Raw genomic sequence first — 18,659 nt, 5'->3', positions numbered from 1 at the left:
TATTAAGGGGATAATATCATCTAAATTGCAAAATGAAAACGGTTAAACCTAACATCTATCGAAAGGTTTAACCGCTTTAGGTTCGAAAATCATTTTTTAGTGTAAGAAAACATTACGCGAACTTACGAATTAGCTGCAACTTGCCGCTCGCCTTCATGAATCAAACGATAAGCTCGTTCGATCTCTTCGTCCGTTGGAGAAGGAACGCCTTCGAGCGGGTACGCCCAACCGAGTTCCTGCCATTTGTAAACACCCATTTGGTGATAAGGGAGGATTTCAAACTTCTCTACCCCCTGCAGACTGCCGATAAAACGGCCCAGCTCCAGCAAATCCTGCTCATCGCCATGGATGCCCGGCACGTAAACGTGACGAATCCACATTTTCCGGTCATGGTCGGACAGCCAGCGTGCGATTTTCAGCATCCGGTCATTGGGTTTCCCGGTCAGCTTGATATGCTTCTCGTTGTCGATATGCTTCAAATCCAGCAGGACCAAATCAGTGACATCCAGCAAATCACGAATCTTGTCCCCTTCGTTGTAGCCGTTTGTATCCAGCGTCGTATGAAGGTTCCAGCGTTTCTTCACTTCCCGGAACAATTCGGTTACGAACGGCGCCTGCAGCGTCGCTTCGCCGCCGGATACCGTCAGCCCGCCGCCGGACGAGCGGTAATAGCTCAAGTACGGTTCGATTTCTGCGAGCACTTCTTCCACGGTCATCTCCTTGCCTTCCGTCAGGCTCCAGGTGTCCGGGTTATGGCAATACTGGCACTGCAGCAAGCAGCCCTGCATAAAGAGGACGAAACGAATCCCCGGTCCATCTACCGTTCCGAAAGTTTCCAATGAATGAATGCGACCTTTAAGCATCTTCGTCACCCTTTCTATAATAAGCTCTAAGAAAGGAATGAGGAGAAAGGCGATCATGCCTAACTCCCCATTCTATCGTTCAGCTTCAATTGTTGCTGCTTGTCAGCAGGTCCTTACATTGTGCCGTGGAACGTCCGATTGATAACATCCAGCTGTTGTTCGCGAGTCAACTTGATGAAGTTCACCGCATAACCCGATACGCGGATCGTCAATTGCGGATATTGCTCCGGATGATCCATCGCATCAAGCAGCGTCTCACGGTCAAAGACGTTAACGTTCAAGTGATGCGCGTTGCTGCCGAAGTAACCGCCCATCATCGAAGCGAGGTTCGAGATCCGGGTTGCTTCGTCTTTGCCGAGCGCCTTCGGTACGATCGAGAAGGTGTTCGAGATGCCGTCCAAGCTGTGCTCGTAAGGCAGTTTTGCGACCGAGCTCAAGGAAGCCAAGGCACCTTTCTTATCGCGGCCGTGCATCGGGTTCGCACCAGGTGCGAACGGTTCGCCGGCTTTACGTCCGTCAGGCGTTGTACCTGTTTTCTTACCATATACAACGTTCGAGGTGATTGTCAAGATCGATTGCGTTGGCATGGCGTTCCGGTAAGTTTGGTGCTTGCGAATCATGCTCATGAACGATTCCACCAGATTCACGGCGATTTGGTCAACGCGCTCGTCGTTGTTGCCGTAGCAAGGGAATTCGCCTTCGATTTCGAAGTCAACGGCGATGCCGTTTTCGTTGCGGATCGGTTTAACCTTCGCGTATTTGATCGCGCTGAGCGAGTCGGTCACAACCGACAGGCCGGCGATACCGCAAGCCATCGTCCGCAGAATGTCGCGATCATGCAGCGCCATTTCAATCCGTTCGTAAGCGTATTTGTCATGCATGTAGTGAATGACGTTCAGCGTATTGATATACAATTTGGCCAGCCATTCCATCATCGGAGTGAAGCGTTTCATCACTTCGTCGTAATCCAGATATTCGGAGGTGATCGCCGGATATTCCGGACCTACTTGCGTGCCGTATCTTTCGTCTTTGCCGCCGTTGATTGCGTACAGCAAGCATTTGGCCAGGTTCGCACGGGCGCCGAAGAATTGCATTTGCTTCCCGATTCTCATCGCGGATACGCAGCAAGCGATACCGTAGTCGTCACCGTAGATCGGACGCATCAGGTCGTCGTTCTCGTATTGAATCGAGCTGGTCTCGATCGATACCTTCGCGCAATATTTCTTGAACGCATCCGGCAATTTATCCGACCACAGCACCGTCAGGTTAGGTTCTGGAGCAGCTCCCAGGTTGTAGAGCGTGTGCAGGAAGCGGAAGCTGTTCTTCGTGACGCGGGTTACGCCTTGCACGGACATCCCGCCGATCGATTCGGTTACCCATGTCGGGTCGCCGCTGTACAGTTCGTTATATTCCGGAGTTCTCAGGAATTTCACGATCCGCAGCTTCATGACGAAGTGGTCGACCAATTCTTGAGCCGCTTCTTCCGTCAATGTGCCTTCAGCCAAGTCGCGTTCGATGTAAGCGTCCAGGAACGAAGATACGCGGCCAAGGGACATTGCAGCGCCGTCTTGTTCTTTAACAGCTGCGAGGTATCCGAAATACAGCCATTGGAAAGCTTCTTTCGCATTGTTTGCCGGTCTGGCGATGTCGAATCCGTACATTTGACCCAGTTGCTTCAACTCGCCCAAAGCGCGGATTTGCTCGGACAACTCTTCGCGTTGGCGGATGATTTCTTCGCTCATCACGTCGACGTCCAGCTCGTCAAGCTCTTGTTTCTTTTGGTTGATCAGGAAATCCACGCCGTACAGAGCTACGCGGCGGTAGTCGCCGATGATGCGGCCGCGGCCGTAAGCATCCGGCAAACCGGTAATAATCCCGGTATGGCGGGCATTTCTCATTTCTGCTGTATAGGCATCGAATACGCCTTGGTTATGTGTTTTGCGAACGTTCGTATACAGATCCACGATTTCTTCCGGAAGTTCGAAGCCGTAGGCTTTGCAAGCGGTAATGACCATCCGGATGCCGCCGTTAGGACGGATCGTGCGTTGGAAAGGCGCGGAACCTTGTACACCAACAATTTGTTCTTTGTTTTTGTCCAGATATCCAGGAGCATGAGAAGTAATGGTCGATGGCGTATTTACGTCTACATCCAGTACGCCGCCTGCTTCTCTCTCCTTCTTCGACAAGGTCGATACGATATCCCACAGCGCCTTGGTGTTGGATGTTGGGCCTTTCAGGAAAGCTTCGTTGCCGTGATAAGGCGTGATGTTCGTATCGATGAAATCCTTGGTATTCACCTCATTCATCCATTTACCCGGTTTGAAGCCTCTCCATGCGTTTTGCACGTCTTGTACTTCTTTTTCGATCACCGACATCTTTATTCCCTCCATTTATATAGTGGTCGCGGTTTGAAGGTATATTCCGCGCCTCATGATCCCTTAAAATTTGTGACAATTTTCACAACTTAGTCAATTATTGTGCCCGGGCTTGAGGACCGGGTTTCATTCCATCATAAATCTATGAGGGATCATTTATATTGTAATCATAGCTTAACCCCGCTAAAAAGATTGTGACAAATATCACATTAAGTGATATTTGTCACGTTTTCATTCAGGGCTGTTCACTTATTCTTCAAATCTTCCGTAGAAGGCATCGCGGTAAACTTCCGCCAGCTCGCTGACCAGCGGCAGCTTCGGATTCGCCGTCGTACATTGGTCTTCAAATGCACGGTCCGCCAGGTAGTCGACGCGCGATTCGAAATCCTTCGGATCGAAGCCAAGCTCTTGGAACGTTTCCGGAATGCCCAGTTTCTTGTTCAGGTCGCGGATCGCCTTGATCAAGCTCTTCACGCCTTCTTCCGTCGTGCGTGCCGGCAGACCCAGAATGCGGGCGATTTCCGCGTAACGCTCGTCAGCTACGAAGTTCGTGTATTTCGGCCATGCCGCGAACTTCGTTGGTTTCTTCGCATTGTAGCGGATGACGTGCGGCATCAGGATCGCATTGGTGCGCCCATGCGCCGTATGGTATTGACCGCCCCACTTGTGCGCCAAGCTGTGGTTGATGCCAAGGAACGCATTGGCGAACGCCATGCCGGCAAGGGTCGATGCGTTGTGCATTTTCTCGCGGGCCAGCTTGTCGCCGGTGAGCGCCGATTTCTCGAGGTATTGGAATACCAGTTGGATCGCTTTGATTGCTAAACCGTCCGTATAGTCGTTGGCCATCACCGATACATAAGCTTCGATCGCATGCGTCAGGACGTCCATCCCGGTATCGGCTACCGCAACCTTCGGCAAGCTGTAAACGAACTCGGGATCGATGATCGCCACGTCCGGTGTCAACTCGTAATCCGCCAGCGGGTATTTCGTGTTGCCGTTGATTTTATCCGTGATGACCGCAAACGAAGTGACTTCGGAACCGGTCCCCGACGTCGTCGGAATGGCCACGAATTTCGCTTTTTGGCCCAGGCGCGGATATTTGTAGATCCGTTTCCGGATATCCATAAATTTTTGCTTCAGGTTATGGAAATCGGTATCCGGATATTCATAGAACAGCCACATGCCTTTTGCGGCGTCCATCGGCGAACCGCCGCCCAAAGCGATGATGCAGTCCGGCTGGAATTTGGCCATCAGCTCGGTACCGCGTTCCACCGTCGTTGTCGATGGATCCGGCTCGACGTCGGAGAAGACTTCGATGGCAACCGGCGTTTGCCGTTGACGCAGATAGTGCTCGACTCTTTCCACGTAACCCAGTTTGACCATCATCGGGTCGGTGACGATCAGCACGCGGGAGATATCCGGCATTTTGGCCAAGTATTGCGTCGAATTTTTCTCGAAATAAATTTTGCTTGGCACCTTAAACCACTGCATGTTCACGGTCCGACGATTCACCCTTTTCACGTTGATCAAATTGATGGCTGTCACGTTCGACGAAGTCGAGTTGCGCCCGTACGATCCGCAGCCCAGCGTCAGCGACGGCAGGTTCGTGTTGTAGATATCGCCGATCCCGCCTTGCGAGGAAGGCTGATTCACCAGGATCCGGCAGGTTGGCAACCGATCCGAGAACTTCTGAATGACTTCCTCGTTGTTCGAGTGAATCACCGAAGAGTGGCCCATGCCGCCGAATTGAACAACTTCCAGAGCGCGTTCGATGCCTTGCTCGGCGTTTTTCACTTTATAGCACGCAAGCACAGGGCTCAATTTCTCCGCGGACAGCGGGAACTTCGGACCCACGCCTTCAATTTCGGCAACGAGAATTTTCGTCCCGGCCGGTACGTCGATGCCGCACATTTCCGCGATCTTCATCGCCGACTGGCCAACGATCGAAGGATTCACCGCACATTTGTCGGCGATGATGGCGCCTGCAGTCAGCTTGGCAGCCTCGTCTTTATTTACGAAATAGCAGCCGTTGGCGATCATTTTCTTCTTCACTTGGTCGAAAATCGGTTCTTCAATAATGACAGCCTGTTCGGATGCGCAAATCATCCCGTTGTCGAACGTTTTGGACAGGATCAGGTCGTTCACCGCTTGATCCAGATCTGCGCTCTTCTCAATAAAGCAAGGAACGTTCCCAGGGCCAACGCCCAGAGCCGGTTTGCCGCAGCTGTATGCAGCCTTAACCATGGCGGATCCGCCGGTTGCCAAGATGCAAGCTACGTCCGGGTGATTCATCAGCGCGTTTGTGCGATCCATGGAAGGATTTTCGATCCACTGGATGCAGTCAGCCGGCGCTCCGTGTTTAACGGCGGCTTCGAGCAATATTTTAGCGGCTTCCGTACTGCAGGCTTGAGCGGAGGGGTGGAAACCGAAAATGATCGGGTTGCGCGTTTTGATGGCGATCAGAGATTTAAAGATGGTGGTCGACGTCGGGTTGGTCACCGGGGTAATCCCCATGATAATCCCTACCGGCTCGGCGATCTTTTGGAAGCTGTCGTAAGGATTGTCTTCGATCACGCCTACGGTTTTGTCGTACTTGATGCTGTGCCAGATGTATTCGGTCGCAAACATGTTCTTGATGATTTTGTCCTCGTAGACCCCGCGTCCCGTTTCTTCAACTGCCAGTTTTGCGAGATGCATGTGTTTGTCGAGACCGGCCAAAGCCATCGCCTGCACGATGTTGTCGATTTGCTCCTGATCCATGCTCATGAAGGCTTCAGAAGCTTTCTTTGCTTTGTTGATCAAGGTTTGAATGTAATCTTGTGCGGTTGCCTGCGCTTTTGGAGCCACTTCGTTTTTAACGGCCATCTCTCTCATCCTCCTAAGATTGGGTTAAGGATTTGCCTGCGAATGGAGTGAATATCAATTCGTGAAAATTTTCACTTGCAAGCGAACCCTTATGAAGCTTGTGCGCTTCTCTTTATGTCTTGATCATAGCACAGGGCATGATCGATGTATAGTGAATTATTTCACATACTTTAAAGAAAATTGAAAGTTTTCACTTGCCATGAGTTTATTTTCATATATACTTTACATAGTGTAGAGTTTTGCCCTTGCGATCATGGCCTTCATAACCCGTTAATTTGCCCAATCTATAACGGATTCTCTCGCTTAACAAAGTGAATTTTCTCACAATGTTGAAATTTCGACACTTTTTCAGGCTTTACGGCCCCCAAAATCACGAAAAAACGTTATATAATTAATTTAAAATTTTCAGAAAAATTTGGAACACAAAGGGGAAATCGATGATGAGTGAAATTGTAAATGCCACCCTGCCCCGCGGCAATACGAGCTGTTTTACAGAGCAAAACTTCAATCGCCTTCTCGTTACGATGAAAGACAAAGCTTATCCCGAGGGGACGCATTTGTTCTGGGAAGGTGACTTTTCCGATAAACTGTTCTACATCAAGCGCGGCCGCGTGAAGTTGACCAAATCGACGGACGAAGGCAAGGAACTGATCCTCTACATGTATGGGCGCGGCGACATGGTTGGTCAAGCCGATCCGTTCTTCAGCACGAAGCACAGCTTTACCGCTGAAGTCATCGAAGACTGCGAAATCGGCGTGATCGAGCAGAAGGATCTGGAGATTATGATCTGCCAGCATTGCGATTTCGCCATCGATTTCATGAAATGGATGGGGATCCACCACCGTTTGACGCAGACGAAATTCCGCGATTTGATGATGTACGGCAAACCAGGCGCTTTATGTTCGACATTGATTCGCCTCAGCAATACCTACGGCGAGCAGCATGGGGACACGATTCTGATCAACAAGAAGATCACCCACACCGACTTGTCCAATATGATCGGCGCAACGCGCGAGAGCGTCAACCGGATGCTGAGCGACCTGCGTAAGAAAGATGCACTGGAGTACGAGAACGGCATGATCGTGATCAAGGATCTCGTCATGCTGCAGGATATTTGCCACTGTGAGCTTTGTCCGAACGAAATTTGCCGCATCTAAGCGCCGACAGCTCCTTCCTATAGACGCTAGTACCGCCTTCTAGCGATCCGAACCGTCCTTCCTGGTTGGGCGGTTTTTTGCTTGGGTCTATCCCTGCAAGACAACGCAAGGCAAGGCAAAGACCCCCAAGCCAAATGGGCTTGGGGGATGGCGCATCTCGTGTGCCTTAGGCTTTCTTGCGAACAGGCGAAATAAACCAGTAAGCCATGCCGACGAAGACGCCTCCGCCAACCATGTTGCCCAGCGTCACCGGCACCATGTTGTGCAGCCAACCGGCCATCGTGATCGTGTCCGGATGGTTCGGCAGCAGCAGCGACAAGCTGAGCAGGGTCATATTGGCGACGCTGTGCTCGTAACCGCTGGCGATAAACGCATAGAGGCACCACCAGATCAGGACCAGCTTGGCGATATCCTCCTTGGCCCGGTTCGCCATCCAGAGCGCCAGACAGACGAGCCAGTTGCACAGAATGCCGCGGAAGAACAGCTCTGACACCGGGGCGCCCATCTTTTTGGCTGAAGCGGCAAAGATCAAATGCTCCGGCGCAGCCGTCTTGAACAACCCGCTGCCGACGATCAGCAGACAGAGCACCAGCGCGCCGGCGAGGTTGCCGAGGAATACGAGGGTCCAGTTCTTGGCCGTATCTCCAACCGTCGTCCGTTTCGCCAGCGTGCTTGCCGTAAAGAACATATTGTTGCCGGTGAACAGCTCCGAGCCTGCAAATACGACCAGCGTCAGCGCTAATCCGAAAGACATCCCCATGAGCATCGTCTGGTACGGCGATTTAGCCGCGGCCAGCGGCCCGCCGATGCTAAAGATCAAGATGATGCCTAAACCGACATAAGCCCCTGCCAGCATGGCTGACACGAGATACCTGGGCAAGCTTTCATTCATCTTCTCCTTTTTCTTAACTGCTACTTCCACAATCGCTTCCACATTTGGCGTAAACATCTCAGTTCCTCCCCCATCTCGTTTCCTTAGGTTAAAAAAACGCGGCGACCTTCCGATCACCGCGCTTTTGCCCGCCGCGTTACACCTGCTGCAGCCCGGCTGCGGCAACGAATACCTGCCCGTTCTCCACCTTAACCGGGAACATCACGGCTTGACCGGTATCCGGCGCTTGAACAAGCCCGGTCGTCAAATCGATTTTCCAGTCGTACAACGGATCGTACAGATAATGACCCGACACCATGCCCTCGGCCAATGGGCCGCCCTTCGGATGCGGATTTTGATTTAACGCTGCAAATAGGCGGTCATCCGACGTGCGGAAGACGGCGATCTGCCGACCGCCCGCCTCCACAACACGCCCGATCTGCGGCAGGAAATCCTCCAGGGCGCCGACAGGGTATAACGTTTCACCATTCAACTCCATCTTCATGCTCCTTAACCCCTTTCGCTTGAACGTGGTCCTACAACTGGCTGCTCATTTCCAATGAATGGTACAATTTGCCGCGCTGCTCCTCGTCATTCAGCACTTTTTTCCATGGATCGGTCACTTGCTTCAAGGCAAATTCAATGCGTTCCATCAACACCTTGCGGTTCTCCGGATCGTCAACGACAACCGAGCGGATATGTTCAAGCCCCATCCGTTCCACCCACTCCGATGTTCTCTCTAAGTAGTTGCCGGTCTCACGGTAATACTGCATAATTGCACCGCACAGCTCGATTAATTCCTCATCGGTTTTCACCTTGCACAGCGAATCCGCGAGCCGTGCCTTGATCCCGCCATTGCCGCCGATGAAGATTTCCCAGCCGCCGTCATTGCCGACGATGCCAATATCCTTCGTGCACGATTCAGCGCAGTTACGCGGGCAGCCATTCACGGCCATTTTGAATTTGGCCGGGAAGTCCAGACGCTCGAATTTACGCTCCAGCAATGCGCCCATGCCCATCGAATCCTGGGTGCCAAATCGGCAGAATTGCGAACCAACGCAGGTCTTTACAGTACGCAGCGATTTTGCATAGGCGTAACCCGACGGCATATCCAGCTCCGCCCAAACCTTCGGCAGATCCTCTTTCTTCACGCCAATCAGGTCGAGACGTTGTCCGCCCGTGACCTTCACCACTTTGACGTCATATTTCAAAGAAACGTCGGCGATTTTCTTCAGATCTTCCGGTGTCGTTACGCCGCCGTACATCCGCGGGACCACCGTATACGTGCCGTCCTTCTGGATGTTGGCGTTCAACCGTTCGTTGACGAACCGCGAAGCCTTCTCATCCTCATGCGTGTCCGGGTAGATCATTCCCAGGTAATAATTGATCGCCGGTCTGCATTTCGAGCAGCCTTCCGGCTGTGACCATCCCAGTACGTTCATCACTTCTTTGGTGGTCTGCAACCCTTTCGCCTTGATCTCTGCCACGATTTCATCGCGGCTTAGTGTGGTGCAGCCACAAATGCCCTGCTTCGCCGTTTGCGTGAAGCCGTCGCCAAGCACATACTGCAGGATTTGCTCTACAACCGGTTTACAGCCGCCGCAAGAACGGGTCGCCCCGGTACATGCCTTGATTTCATCCACCGTGGTCATTCCCTGGTTCACGACGCAATCCACGATCGTCCCTTTCGTGACTCCGTTACAGCCGCAGACGATTTCATCGTCGCTCATCGTCTCGACCGATGCCTTCTTCTTGGCTCCGCCGCAACAGCCGCCGCCCATCAGCGATTCATACAATTCGTCGGTCATCACCGCGCCTTGCTTGATCAGCTTCTGCAGTTCGGCCGAATCCGAAATGTCGCCGAACAGGACCGCACCCACCAGCTTGCCATCCTTCAGCAATATTTTCTTGTACGTCCGTTTCCAATCGTCCTTGCTGGCGATCACCGTATGCTCCGGTCCGTCGATAAATTCGCCGGTGGAGAAGACGTCCACGCCGGAAATTTTCAGCTTCGTCGATACGACCGAGCCTTCATATGGAGCGGTTTCCACCCCGCTGATATGCTTGGCCAGCACCATCCCCTGCTCGAACAATGGCGCTACCAGACCATAACAGATTCCGCGGTGTTCAGTGCATTCACCGACCGAATATACGCCTTCCAGCGATGTCTGCAAGTAATCGTTGACGACGATCCCACGGTTGACCTCGAGTCCGCTGGCTTTGGCAACGGCGACGTTCGGCTTGATCCCGACTGCCATCACGACGAACTCCGCTTCCAGCTCCGTGCCGTCCGCAAAGCGCAGTCCGCTTACCCGGCGATCGCCGAGCAGCTCCGTCGTCTGCGCGCCCATCTTGAACTTAATGCCCTGCCGCTCCAGCTCCGCCTGCAGCATGCCGGCCGCCTGAGGGTCTAATTGGCGTTCCATCAGATCCTCCATCAAATGCACGACGGTGACATCCATGCCAAGCTGTACGAGGCCTTTAGCCGCTTCCAGTCCGAGCAGTCCGCCGCCGATGACGGCGGCCTTCTTGCAGGTTCTCGCCGCTTGCAGCATTTGTTCGCAATCCGCAATGTCGCGGAAACCGACGACCCCTTCCTTGTCGCTGCCTGGAATCGGCAGAATAAACGAAGTGGAGCCCGTAGCAATAAGCACCTTATCATAGGGAACGCGCAGCCCGTTTTCAGCCACCACCTCTTTGGCATCCGCATCGATGCGTTCGACGGTGGTTCCCATATGCAGCGTAATTCCGTTATTCTGGTACCAATTCAAGTCGTTCAGGACGATATCGTCCATCGTTTTGCTGCCTTCCAGTACATATGACAGCATAATCCGGTTATAGTTCGGATGCGGCTCGCTCCCGAATACCGTAATGTCGAATTTCGTAGTCAGCTTCAGGATTTGCTCTACGGCGCTGATACCAGCCATTCCGTTACCGATTACGACCAGTTTCTCTCTGTCAGTTCCCATGTTCGCAATACCTCCTCCAAATAAATAACGGGGTTCTCTTCTCTCTTCACGATAGTTCAATTTTTAAGTGATGAACTTAGTATAAAGTTCAAATCAAAGATAGTTTGTGATTGCATTCACATAAATTGTGAAATTTAACACAAACTTTGTCATATTTTTTTTGTGAAACCTATTGAAAAAATCCGCATCCCCGGCTACACCCAGGAATACGGATCCATCAAAACCTTCATGTCGCTATTTATGTTTTAAACTAACCTCCACATTGTCCTGCGGCTTTAACCTCATGTCCAGCCCATTGTCCAGCAGCCTCTTCCCGTTCACCTTCAGAATCCACTGTTCGTTCTCCTGAGGTATATAACCGCCGACGGACACAATCGATTTGTTGTTGGGATTAAACTGAACGATGCCGCTTCGTTTCAAAAGATCCCGGACCGTGGTGTTGTCGTCATATTTATTGACATAATATTTCTTCTGGCTGCCCCCGTCGATCGTCAACAGCAATGACGCTTGCTGCGGGATCATTTCATAACTGTCCACGGTCTTGACATAGACGAGAAGCTTGTCCCCGGCCTTCAGCTCCTGATCCCAACTGCTGGAAGCCAGGTCCTTGTCGTTCAGACGAGTGCCCCATTCCAGCGTGGAATCCAGCGATACCTCCCCAACGGACAAGATCGCCAACCGATCCTCTGTGAATCTGACGATCCCGCTGCTTTCCAGGGCATAGCGCGCCGTTAAGCCCTCCATATAGTCATAATGCAGGCTGCGCGTTACGTCAGGGATAAATGTGCCTCCGTCGATCGTCAACGTAATATCGTCGCTAGGCTGTTCTTTCTCAATTCTCTGCGTTTCCGCTGGTGCCGGTTGATCGGTAATCTGGCCTTGGGCGCACGCCGACACGATTAACGCCATTCCTGCCAACCATCCTACAAGCCATCGCCATCTTTTGCGCATTGCCGCCCCGCCTTTCTCCTATCATTGTCCCAACTCGGGCATAGGAATATTCCTATCTTAAGGATACCGGACAAGGCGCTGGTTCTCAAATTTTATTCGAATCGGCGGCAGGAAGGCAATCCGTTTGGCGATTGTGCTCACTTTGCGGTACATGGCTTCATTTCCGCATAAATAAAGGCCTCCCGGAATAGGAGGCCTGTCGTATGTTCATAGTAATTACTTAAGTACGTCGTGATCCACGTAGCGCTCGCCGTTCAGCTCACTGATCAGCTCAATCGCTACCTTCGCACCGTCGCCGGCGGTGATGATCGTATGCACGCTTACTCCGGCTACCGTTCCTGCCGCCCAAACGCGCGGAATACTCGTACGGCCCTGGCCGTCTGTTGCAATGACCGTTTTGATTCTAGGTTCGCGGCCTTCCTGCAGCTCCAAGCCGATAGCGCTTGCAAGTTCGGTTAACGCACCGGTAGCCAATATGATATGGGACGCTTCATAACTGCGGCCGGATTCGGTCTTGACGGTGACTTTCGATCCGCCGTTCGTGTCGATGCCCGTCACTTTTTCCTCAATGAATTTCGCGCCGAATTTCTCCGCCTGCTCCCGCCCGATCTTCAGCAGATCCGGCCCGGAAATCTCCTTCGCGCCGTAATGATTCTCGATCCATGCCCGTTTGGTCATGCTGGCGTTGCTGTCCAGAACGAGCGTTTCTTTGCCCGCTTTGGCTAAGAAGAGCGCTGCGCTGGCTCCCGCCGGTCCTGCTCCGATAACAATTACCTCAGCCACAAGTACACCCACTTTCTATTGTATTCATGCCGCCCGCTCGCCGGTAACGGCATGTCGTTCACTTAATCCACTCGGTTGCCCAGGCTTGAACCTCATCCATGACCGGACGAAGTGCCCGCCCTTTCTCGGTCAATTCATATTCAATCCGAACCGGCGTCTCAGGATAAACGTGACGGATCAAGATCCCTTCACATTCCAAATCCTTCATCCGCTCCGACAACATTTTATCGCTCATGGAAGGAATCTGATTGGAAATATCCTTGAATCGTTTCGGCCCGCTCATCAGCGTGTTGATGATCAATCCGTTCCAACGCTTGCCCAGAAACGAAAAAGCCGATTCAAACCGAGGACACATCGCGTGAGAATGCTCATCCATAAAATTCACCTCATTATCATTGCCCGCCTAAAGGCTCAAGACTTACATTTTGTTAGTATATTTCATATTAGCACATTTGTCCTTGGAAAGTAAGGGGGTCCTCCGGGTCATTTAAAAAAACGACCGCCCAGGCGGCGGCCGCTAATATAGTATATTACCCTGATTGTAACTTATACCCACCACATTTCGGCGGCAGAATCCTCCATCCGAACTTGTTGAATTTCAATTAAAATATACCGTCTTTCCGGTTCTCGCCGACTCGTAAATGGCTTCCAGAATTTCCGTCACCACAAGCGCCTGCTCCGGCTTCACGAGCGGCTCCTGATCCTCGAGGATCGCCTGCACCCAGGCTCTGGCTTCCCTCGTTGCATCGGTCTCCTGCTTCCCTTCGAAGAAGGCTACGCCGCCCGAACCCAGATCGATCTTCGTCTCATACAAGCGGCTTCTCTTCTCGCCGTTGATGCGCAAGCCGTTCGTCATGTCCGCGCCGCCTTCGGTTCCGCACAGCAGCGTCTTGGCTTCGCCGATATCCACGACGTTCAGCGCCCAGCTCGATTCGAGGATGATCGTCGCCCCGTTCTTCATCGTAATGAAGCCAAAGGCGGAGTCCTCCACTTTAAATTCCTCGGGGTTCCAGGGACCGAACGCATTAGCCGCATTCTCGCGGCTGCCGAGCTTGTGGAAGACGGATCCGGTGACGCTCTTCGGCTCGTAATTGTTCATCAGCCACAAGGTGAGGTCCAAGGCGTGAGTGCCGATGTCGATCAAAGGGCCGCCGCCTTGCTTCTCCTCGTCCAGGAACACGCCCCATGTTGGTACCGCCCGGCGGCGAAGCGCCAGCGCCTTGCCGAGATAGATATCGCCGAGTTCGCCGTTTTCGCATAACTCCTTCAAGTACAAGCTGTCGCTGCGGAAGCGGTTCTGATAAGCGATCGTCAGCTTTTTCCCCGTGCGTCTGGCCGCATCCAGCATTTGACGGGCTTGCTCGGCCGTCTTGGCCATCGGCTTCTCACACATCACGTGGCGGCCGGATTCCAGCGAAGCCACCGTAATTTCGGCGTGGGAATCATTAGGCGTGCAGACATGCACTACCTCGGCATCGCTCTCCGCCAGCAACTGACGGAAATCGGTGTAGACCTTAGCTCCCTCCGCGCCGTACTGCGCGGCGGCTTTGGCTGCCCGCTCCTCGACGATATCGCAGAACGCGACCATTTCCACCTCAGGCTGCTGCGCCAGACTTGGCAAATGTTTTCCGTTCGCAATTCCGCCGCAGCCGATGACAGCTACCTTCAACGTTCTAGACACGAATGTTTCCTCCCTTTTGCGCGTAGGAGCGTACCCACTCCATACTTGTTCCGATACTTTCCAAGGCATCTCCTGCACAATGATCCTGCTCGACGATCAGCCATTTCGCCCCCGCGGCAATCGCAGCATCGCCGATCTCCGTGATGGCGATTTCCCCACGGCCAAGCTCGACCGTATCCGGCGAACCGTCCGCCTTCTTGACCAGGTCCTTCCAATGCACCAGCGGAAGACGCCCTTGGTATTTAGCGATATAATCCAGCGGATTCGCCCCGGCAAAGGCAACCCAGCAGGAATCGAGCTCAACCTGCAGCAAGGAGGCCGGCACTTGCTCATAGATCGCATCAAGCACCGGTTTGCCGTCATGCTGCAAAGTAAGCTCAAAATCATGGTTATGATAGCAAAGCACCAAATCTTCCTCTTTGCAGCGCTCACCGAATCTTTTCAGATCCTCGATAATTTCCGACCAGCGGTTACGATCTTCCTCCGCCAAGTAAGGAACGATGATATAGCGGCTACCTATCGCTTTGTTGAACGCCAATTCCTCATCCAGAGCTTCCTTCAAGCGGTTGTACGGAGTATGCGCACCAATCGCGGTTAATCCCGTTTCTTGCAAAATTTTCTGTACCTGCTCCACCGTACGCCCGTAAAATCCGGCAAACTCCACGCCTTTATAGCCAAGCTCCGCCACCTTGCGCAGCGTTCCTTCAAAATCCCGTTCCAAATGCTCTCTTACCGTATACAACTGCAAACCGATCTGTGTCATGATTTTTGTCCACCTCTCCTTTGTATTGGGTGCATACAGCTAAGCCATTGTGTTTTGCCTGACGGTGAATGCGTTTTCATTTGCGATTTCTCCGTCCCCTCGTGCGCCTTCTAAGGACGCTGTTCAGTCTGCGCAAGAATGCTCCTCCCGAATTGCCCCAAGGAACACAGGTTCCAAGCCGATGCTTGTTGGGGAGACTGCGCTTTCCATGTACCATGGTATTTCAAAACGCTCCATTGTAAAATGAATAATGTGATTGAAACATGAACAATCTGGTCATTTTTTTGGAAAACCCTATGGAGGACAGCTATGAAAGAGGAAGCAAACCTGCAAATTTTGCATGCTGGCTATTCGTTGCACCGCAAGCCGTTCCACACGACGCAAGGGGATGGGCACGAGAATTATTTGATTCGCCTGCAGACGTTAGGCAAATGCCGTTCACGGCTGAACGGGCGGCTGGAATTGCTGGAGCCCGGCGACTTGCTGCTGTTTGCCCCGGGAGACCCCTATGAGCTCATAATCGAAGCCGAGCCGAACGGCACGGGCGAAACGGCGGTGTCCAGCGGAGATTACTATATCTTTTTGTCCGGGGAATGGATTGAAGCCTGGTGGAATCGTCGGCCGCTTCCTCATCGCTTGAAAGTCCCTTTGTCCGAGGGCATCGTCGGAGCCTTCCGGCAGATCATGCTGGAGCAGCGCCGCATCTCGAATCCGACCCCGGAAATATCGGAGTATTATTTGAAAATCCTGTGCCTGGAGATTGAACGGAACCTGCTGGAGCAGCCGCAGCCTACCTATCCAACCTATCTTGCCCACCGCCTGAAAAATTATATCGAAGAGAATGCCTCCTCCCCCTTTAAGCTGGAGGATGCGGCGGCCCACGTCGGCATCAGCGTGTCGCGGGCGGTGCATCTGTTCAAACAGGCGTTTGGTACCAGTATGATTCAATACACCCTGGAAGTGCGGCTCAACATGGCGCGCGAGCGGATCATCTTCAGCCCTTTGTCGCTCGAACATGTTGCGGAAAGCTCGGGCTTCCCCAGCTACAACTACTTCCATAAAGTATTTCGCAAGCGGTTTGGCATGTCGCCGAAGCAATTTCGCTTAACCGCCAGGGATAACAGCACTTAAGCATCCCCGCAATGCAAACAACGCCGCGAGCAGCCCATGAGAATGGCCGCCTGCGGCGTTGTTCCAGTGTTAAGCTTTATCCTCCGTTCGTTTGCGGAACGGTTGGGCGAAGGCGTGCTTTTCGCTTCTTCATGTAGGTGCCCAGCAGCACAACGGCAGCGATAACGAGGATTTCGAAGCCGTATTTGATCCACGGGCTGGCGAACCAGTCATGAATCAGCGGCTCTTCCACGATCATCTTGGCCGATGTCCAGGCGAGTACAGCCGCGCCGATTGTAATCACAATCGGGAAACGCTCGGTCAGCTTCAGGATCATCGTGCTGCCCCAAACCATGATCGGAACGGACACTGCCAAACCGATGATCACCAGCAGGGTGTCCCCATGCGCGGCCCCCGCGACAGCGAGTACGTTATCCAGGCCCATCATCGCATCGGCGATGATGATCGTGCGGATCGCCGCCCACATCCGGTTGCCTGCTTTAATTTCGTGGTTCTTCTCCTCAACCAGTAATTTGTAAGCGATCCAGACCAAGGCAAGACCGCCGGCAAGGCGCAGGCCCGGGATGTTGAGCAACTGCACGACGAGCAGCGTCATGATCACCCGGATGACGATCGCGCCCACGGTTCCCCAAATGATGACTTTCTTCTGGTCCTGATGCGGCACGTTACGGGCAGCCAGCCCGATAACGATCGCGTTATCCCCTGCAAGGACGAGGTCGATCAGGACGATGGATAATAGGGCCATCCAAAATTCCGGCGAAAATAACTCCATGTTCTCTCCCCTTTCTAATGTACCATGCAGCGGACCTATTCTTTCTGGAAAACCGCCTTGCGATCGACCGCTGGCTGATAAGGATATTGTAACTGGCCGGCGGACAATTGATGCGGCTGGGGCTACGGGAACAATCCCCATCTGGATCCAAAAAAAATACGCCGTGTCCGTATTGGGCACGACGCAATTTTATGCATCAAAAGAGACCTTTACCCAATACTCGCTACGGGCAAAGGTCTCGCTAACAACGTATCGTTGCCAATAAAGCCGGGGGTATGTATCACTCCCGTAATGACGACTTTATTGTAGCAGCTACTCCCCTTTGGGAACCATGCATGATTAATGGAATCATTATAGCACGTACTTCGGGAGAGCACCAGCTTTTTTATGCCAACGTTTTGGGTTTGGTGACAAAACAAGTTATAATAAAGATCGAAATGGAGGGATCACAATGAGTCCAGCGTCAAATATCCATGTCAAACTCGCCACCTTTGCCGGAGGCTGCTTCTGGTGTATGGTATCGCCATTCGAAGAGCTCCCCGGCATCCATGGCATTATATCCGGATACACCGGCGGTCATACGGTTAATCCTACCTACGAGCAGGTTTGCGCCGGACATACCGGCCACTACGAAGCCGTACAGATCACGTACGACCCGGCTGTGTTTCCTTACCGCAAGCTGTTGGAGCTCTATTGGCAGCAGATCGACCCGACGGACGAGGGCGGGCAATTTCATGATCGCGGCGACTCGTACCGCACTGCGATTTTCTACCATGACGAGCAGCAGCGTCTGGAGGCGGAAGCGTCCAAGCAGGAGCTTGCGCAAAGCGGCCGCTTCGATAAGCCGATTGTTACCCCGATTCTGCCGGCGGCTCCTTTCTATCCCGCAGAGGAATATCATCAGCAATACCATAAGAAAAATCCGGGGCATTACAAGCTGTATCGCAAAGGCTCCGGCCGTGAGGACTTCCTGGAACGCCACTGGTCCGGCCCTGCCGATCAGGAAGAACTGAAGCGCCGGCTGACCCCCATGCAATATGAGGTGACGCAAAATAACGCAACCGAGCGGCCATTCACCGGCGAGTATTGGGATCACGAAGAAGAGGGGATTTACGTGGATGTCGTGTCCGGAGAGCCGCTGTTCAGCTCCCGTGATAAATACGATGCCGGCTGCGGCTGGCCGAGCTTTACGCGCCCGCTGCACAGCTATCATATCAAGGAGAAAACCGATACCAGCCACTTCATGATCCGTACCGAGGTGCGCAGCCGATTGGGGGATTCTCACCTTGGCCACGTCTTCGAGGACGGTCCGGAACCAACCGGACTGCGCTATTGCATAAATTCCGCAGCACTCCGGTTCGTACCGAAGGCGGACCTGGAGAAGGAAGGGTACGGGGAATATCTCTACCTGTTTGATGATGCGCACGAGTAAACCATCTCTATTCATAAACAAGGCTGCCGATCCCGGCAGCCTTGTT

General features: G+C 52.9%; 15 protein-coding genes. 3 read left to right on the top strand and 12 right to left on the bottom strand.

Annotated features, from left to right (window positions below; all coding sequences use genetic code 11):
- Positions 1-122 precede the first annotated feature (122 nt).
- The 3 genes from pflA to adhE form a co-directional block, all read right to left on the bottom strand.
- Complete coding sequence (pflA, locus tag BN3795_RS13405; RefSeq protein WP_068785396.1) at positions 123-863, bottom strand: pyruvate formate-lyase-activating protein; 741 nt, start codon at positions 861-863, stop codon at positions 123-125.
- Positions 864-976: 113 nt separating this feature from the next.
- Positions 977-3,238, bottom strand: coding sequence for a formate C-acetyltransferase (gene pflB, locus BN3795_RS13400; RefSeq protein ID WP_068785137.1), 2,262 nt, complete (start codon positions 3,236-3,238; stop codon positions 977-979).
- A gap of 249 nt (positions 3,239-3,487) precedes the next feature.
- Positions 3,488-6,103: a bifunctional acetaldehyde-CoA/alcohol dehydrogenase gene (gene adhE, locus BN3795_RS13395; RefSeq protein WP_068785136.1), complete on the bottom strand. Its 2,616-nt coding sequence runs from the start codon at positions 6,101-6,103 to the stop codon at positions 3,488-3,490.
- A 440-nt stretch (positions 6,104-6,543) separates the two neighbouring features.
- Between adhE and BN3795_RS13390 the strand changes: the two genes are divergently transcribed.
- Entirely contained in the window at positions 6,544-7,260 is a 717-nt protein-coding gene (locus tag BN3795_RS13390) for a Crp/Fnr family transcriptional regulator (protein WP_068785135.1), read from the top strand.
- 166 nt (positions 7,261-7,426) lie between these two features.
- Here the strand turns inward: BN3795_RS13390 and BN3795_RS13385 are convergent, their stop codons facing one another.
- The 8 genes from BN3795_RS13385 to BN3795_RS13350 form a co-directional block, all read right to left on the bottom strand.
- The gene (locus BN3795_RS13385) at positions 7,427-8,209 is read right to left on the bottom strand and encodes a formate/nitrite transporter family protein (RefSeq protein ID WP_068785134.1); all 783 of its coding nucleotides are present in this window, start codon (positions 8,207-8,209) and stop codon (positions 7,427-7,429) included.
- 79 nt (positions 8,210-8,288) lie between these two features.
- A complete protein-coding gene (gene nirD / locus BN3795_RS13380) occupies positions 8,289-8,636 on the bottom strand; it encodes a nitrite reductase small subunit NirD (RefSeq protein ID WP_068785133.1) in 348 nt (115 codons plus the stop codon).
- Between the two features lie 31 nt (positions 8,637-8,667).
- Positions 8,668-11,100, bottom strand: coding sequence for a nitrite reductase large subunit NirB (gene nirB / locus BN3795_RS13375; protein ID WP_068785132.1), 2,433 nt, complete (start codon positions 11,098-11,100; stop codon positions 8,668-8,670).
- A 234-nt stretch (positions 11,101-11,334) separates the two neighbouring features.
- Positions 11,335-12,051 carry a hypothetical protein gene (locus BN3795_RS13370; protein WP_198524706.1) on the bottom strand — a complete coding sequence of 239 codons (717 nt, stop codon included), beginning with the start codon at positions 12,049-12,051 and terminating at the stop codon, positions 11,335-11,337.
- Positions 12,052-12,267: 216 nt separating this feature from the next.
- Positions 12,268-12,834 (bottom strand): FAD-dependent oxidoreductase, encoded by a 567-nt coding sequence (locus BN3795_RS13365; protein ID WP_068785130.1) that lies wholly within the window; start codon positions 12,832-12,834, stop codon positions 12,268-12,270.
- 58 nt (positions 12,835-12,892) lie between these two features.
- Positions 12,893-13,210, bottom strand: coding sequence for a winged helix-turn-helix transcriptional regulator (locus tag BN3795_RS13360; protein ID WP_068785129.1), 318 nt, complete (start codon positions 13,208-13,210; stop codon positions 12,893-12,895).
- Between the two features lie 222 nt (positions 13,211-13,432).
- Complete coding sequence (locus BN3795_RS13355; protein WP_068785128.1) at positions 13,433-14,515, bottom strand: Gfo/Idh/MocA family protein; 1,083 nt, start codon at positions 14,513-14,515, stop codon at positions 13,433-13,435.
- Positions 14,508-15,278, bottom strand: coding sequence for a sugar phosphate isomerase/epimerase family protein (locus BN3795_RS13350; RefSeq protein ID WP_068785127.1), 771 nt, complete (start codon positions 15,276-15,278; stop codon positions 14,508-14,510). The genes BN3795_RS13355 and BN3795_RS13350 overlap by 8 nt, the downstream gene beginning before the upstream one ends.
- 309 nt (positions 15,279-15,587) lie before the next feature.
- On the opposite strand from BN3795_RS13350, the gene BN3795_RS13345 reads away from it, so the two are divergent.
- The gene (locus tag BN3795_RS13345; protein ID WP_068785126.1) at positions 15,588-16,409 is read left to right on the top strand and encodes a helix-turn-helix transcriptional regulator; all 822 of its coding nucleotides are present in this window, start codon (positions 15,588-15,590) and stop codon (positions 16,407-16,409) included.
- A 76-nt stretch (positions 16,410-16,485) separates the two neighbouring features.
- On the opposite strand, the gene BN3795_RS13340 is transcribed toward BN3795_RS13345, so the two are convergent.
- Positions 16,486-17,181, bottom strand: coding sequence for a TerC family protein (locus BN3795_RS13340; protein ID WP_068785125.1), 696 nt, complete (start codon positions 17,179-17,181; stop codon positions 16,486-16,488).
- Positions 17,182-17,632: 451 nt separating this feature from the next.
- On the opposite strand from BN3795_RS13340, the gene msrB reads away from it, so the two are divergent.
- Positions 17,633-18,613, top strand: coding sequence for a peptide-methionine (R)-S-oxide reductase MsrB (gene msrB, locus BN3795_RS13335; RefSeq protein ID WP_068785124.1), 981 nt, complete (start codon positions 17,633-17,635; stop codon positions 18,611-18,613).
- Positions 18,614-18,659: the final 46 nt, after the last annotated feature.

This window comes from Paenibacillus phocaeensis, from assembly GCF_900021165.1.
Taxonomy (GTDB): domain Bacteria; phylum Bacillota; class Bacilli; order Paenibacillales; family Paenibacillaceae; genus Fontibacillus; species Fontibacillus phocaensis.
This window is presented reverse-complemented; position numbering and strand designations above follow the sequence as displayed.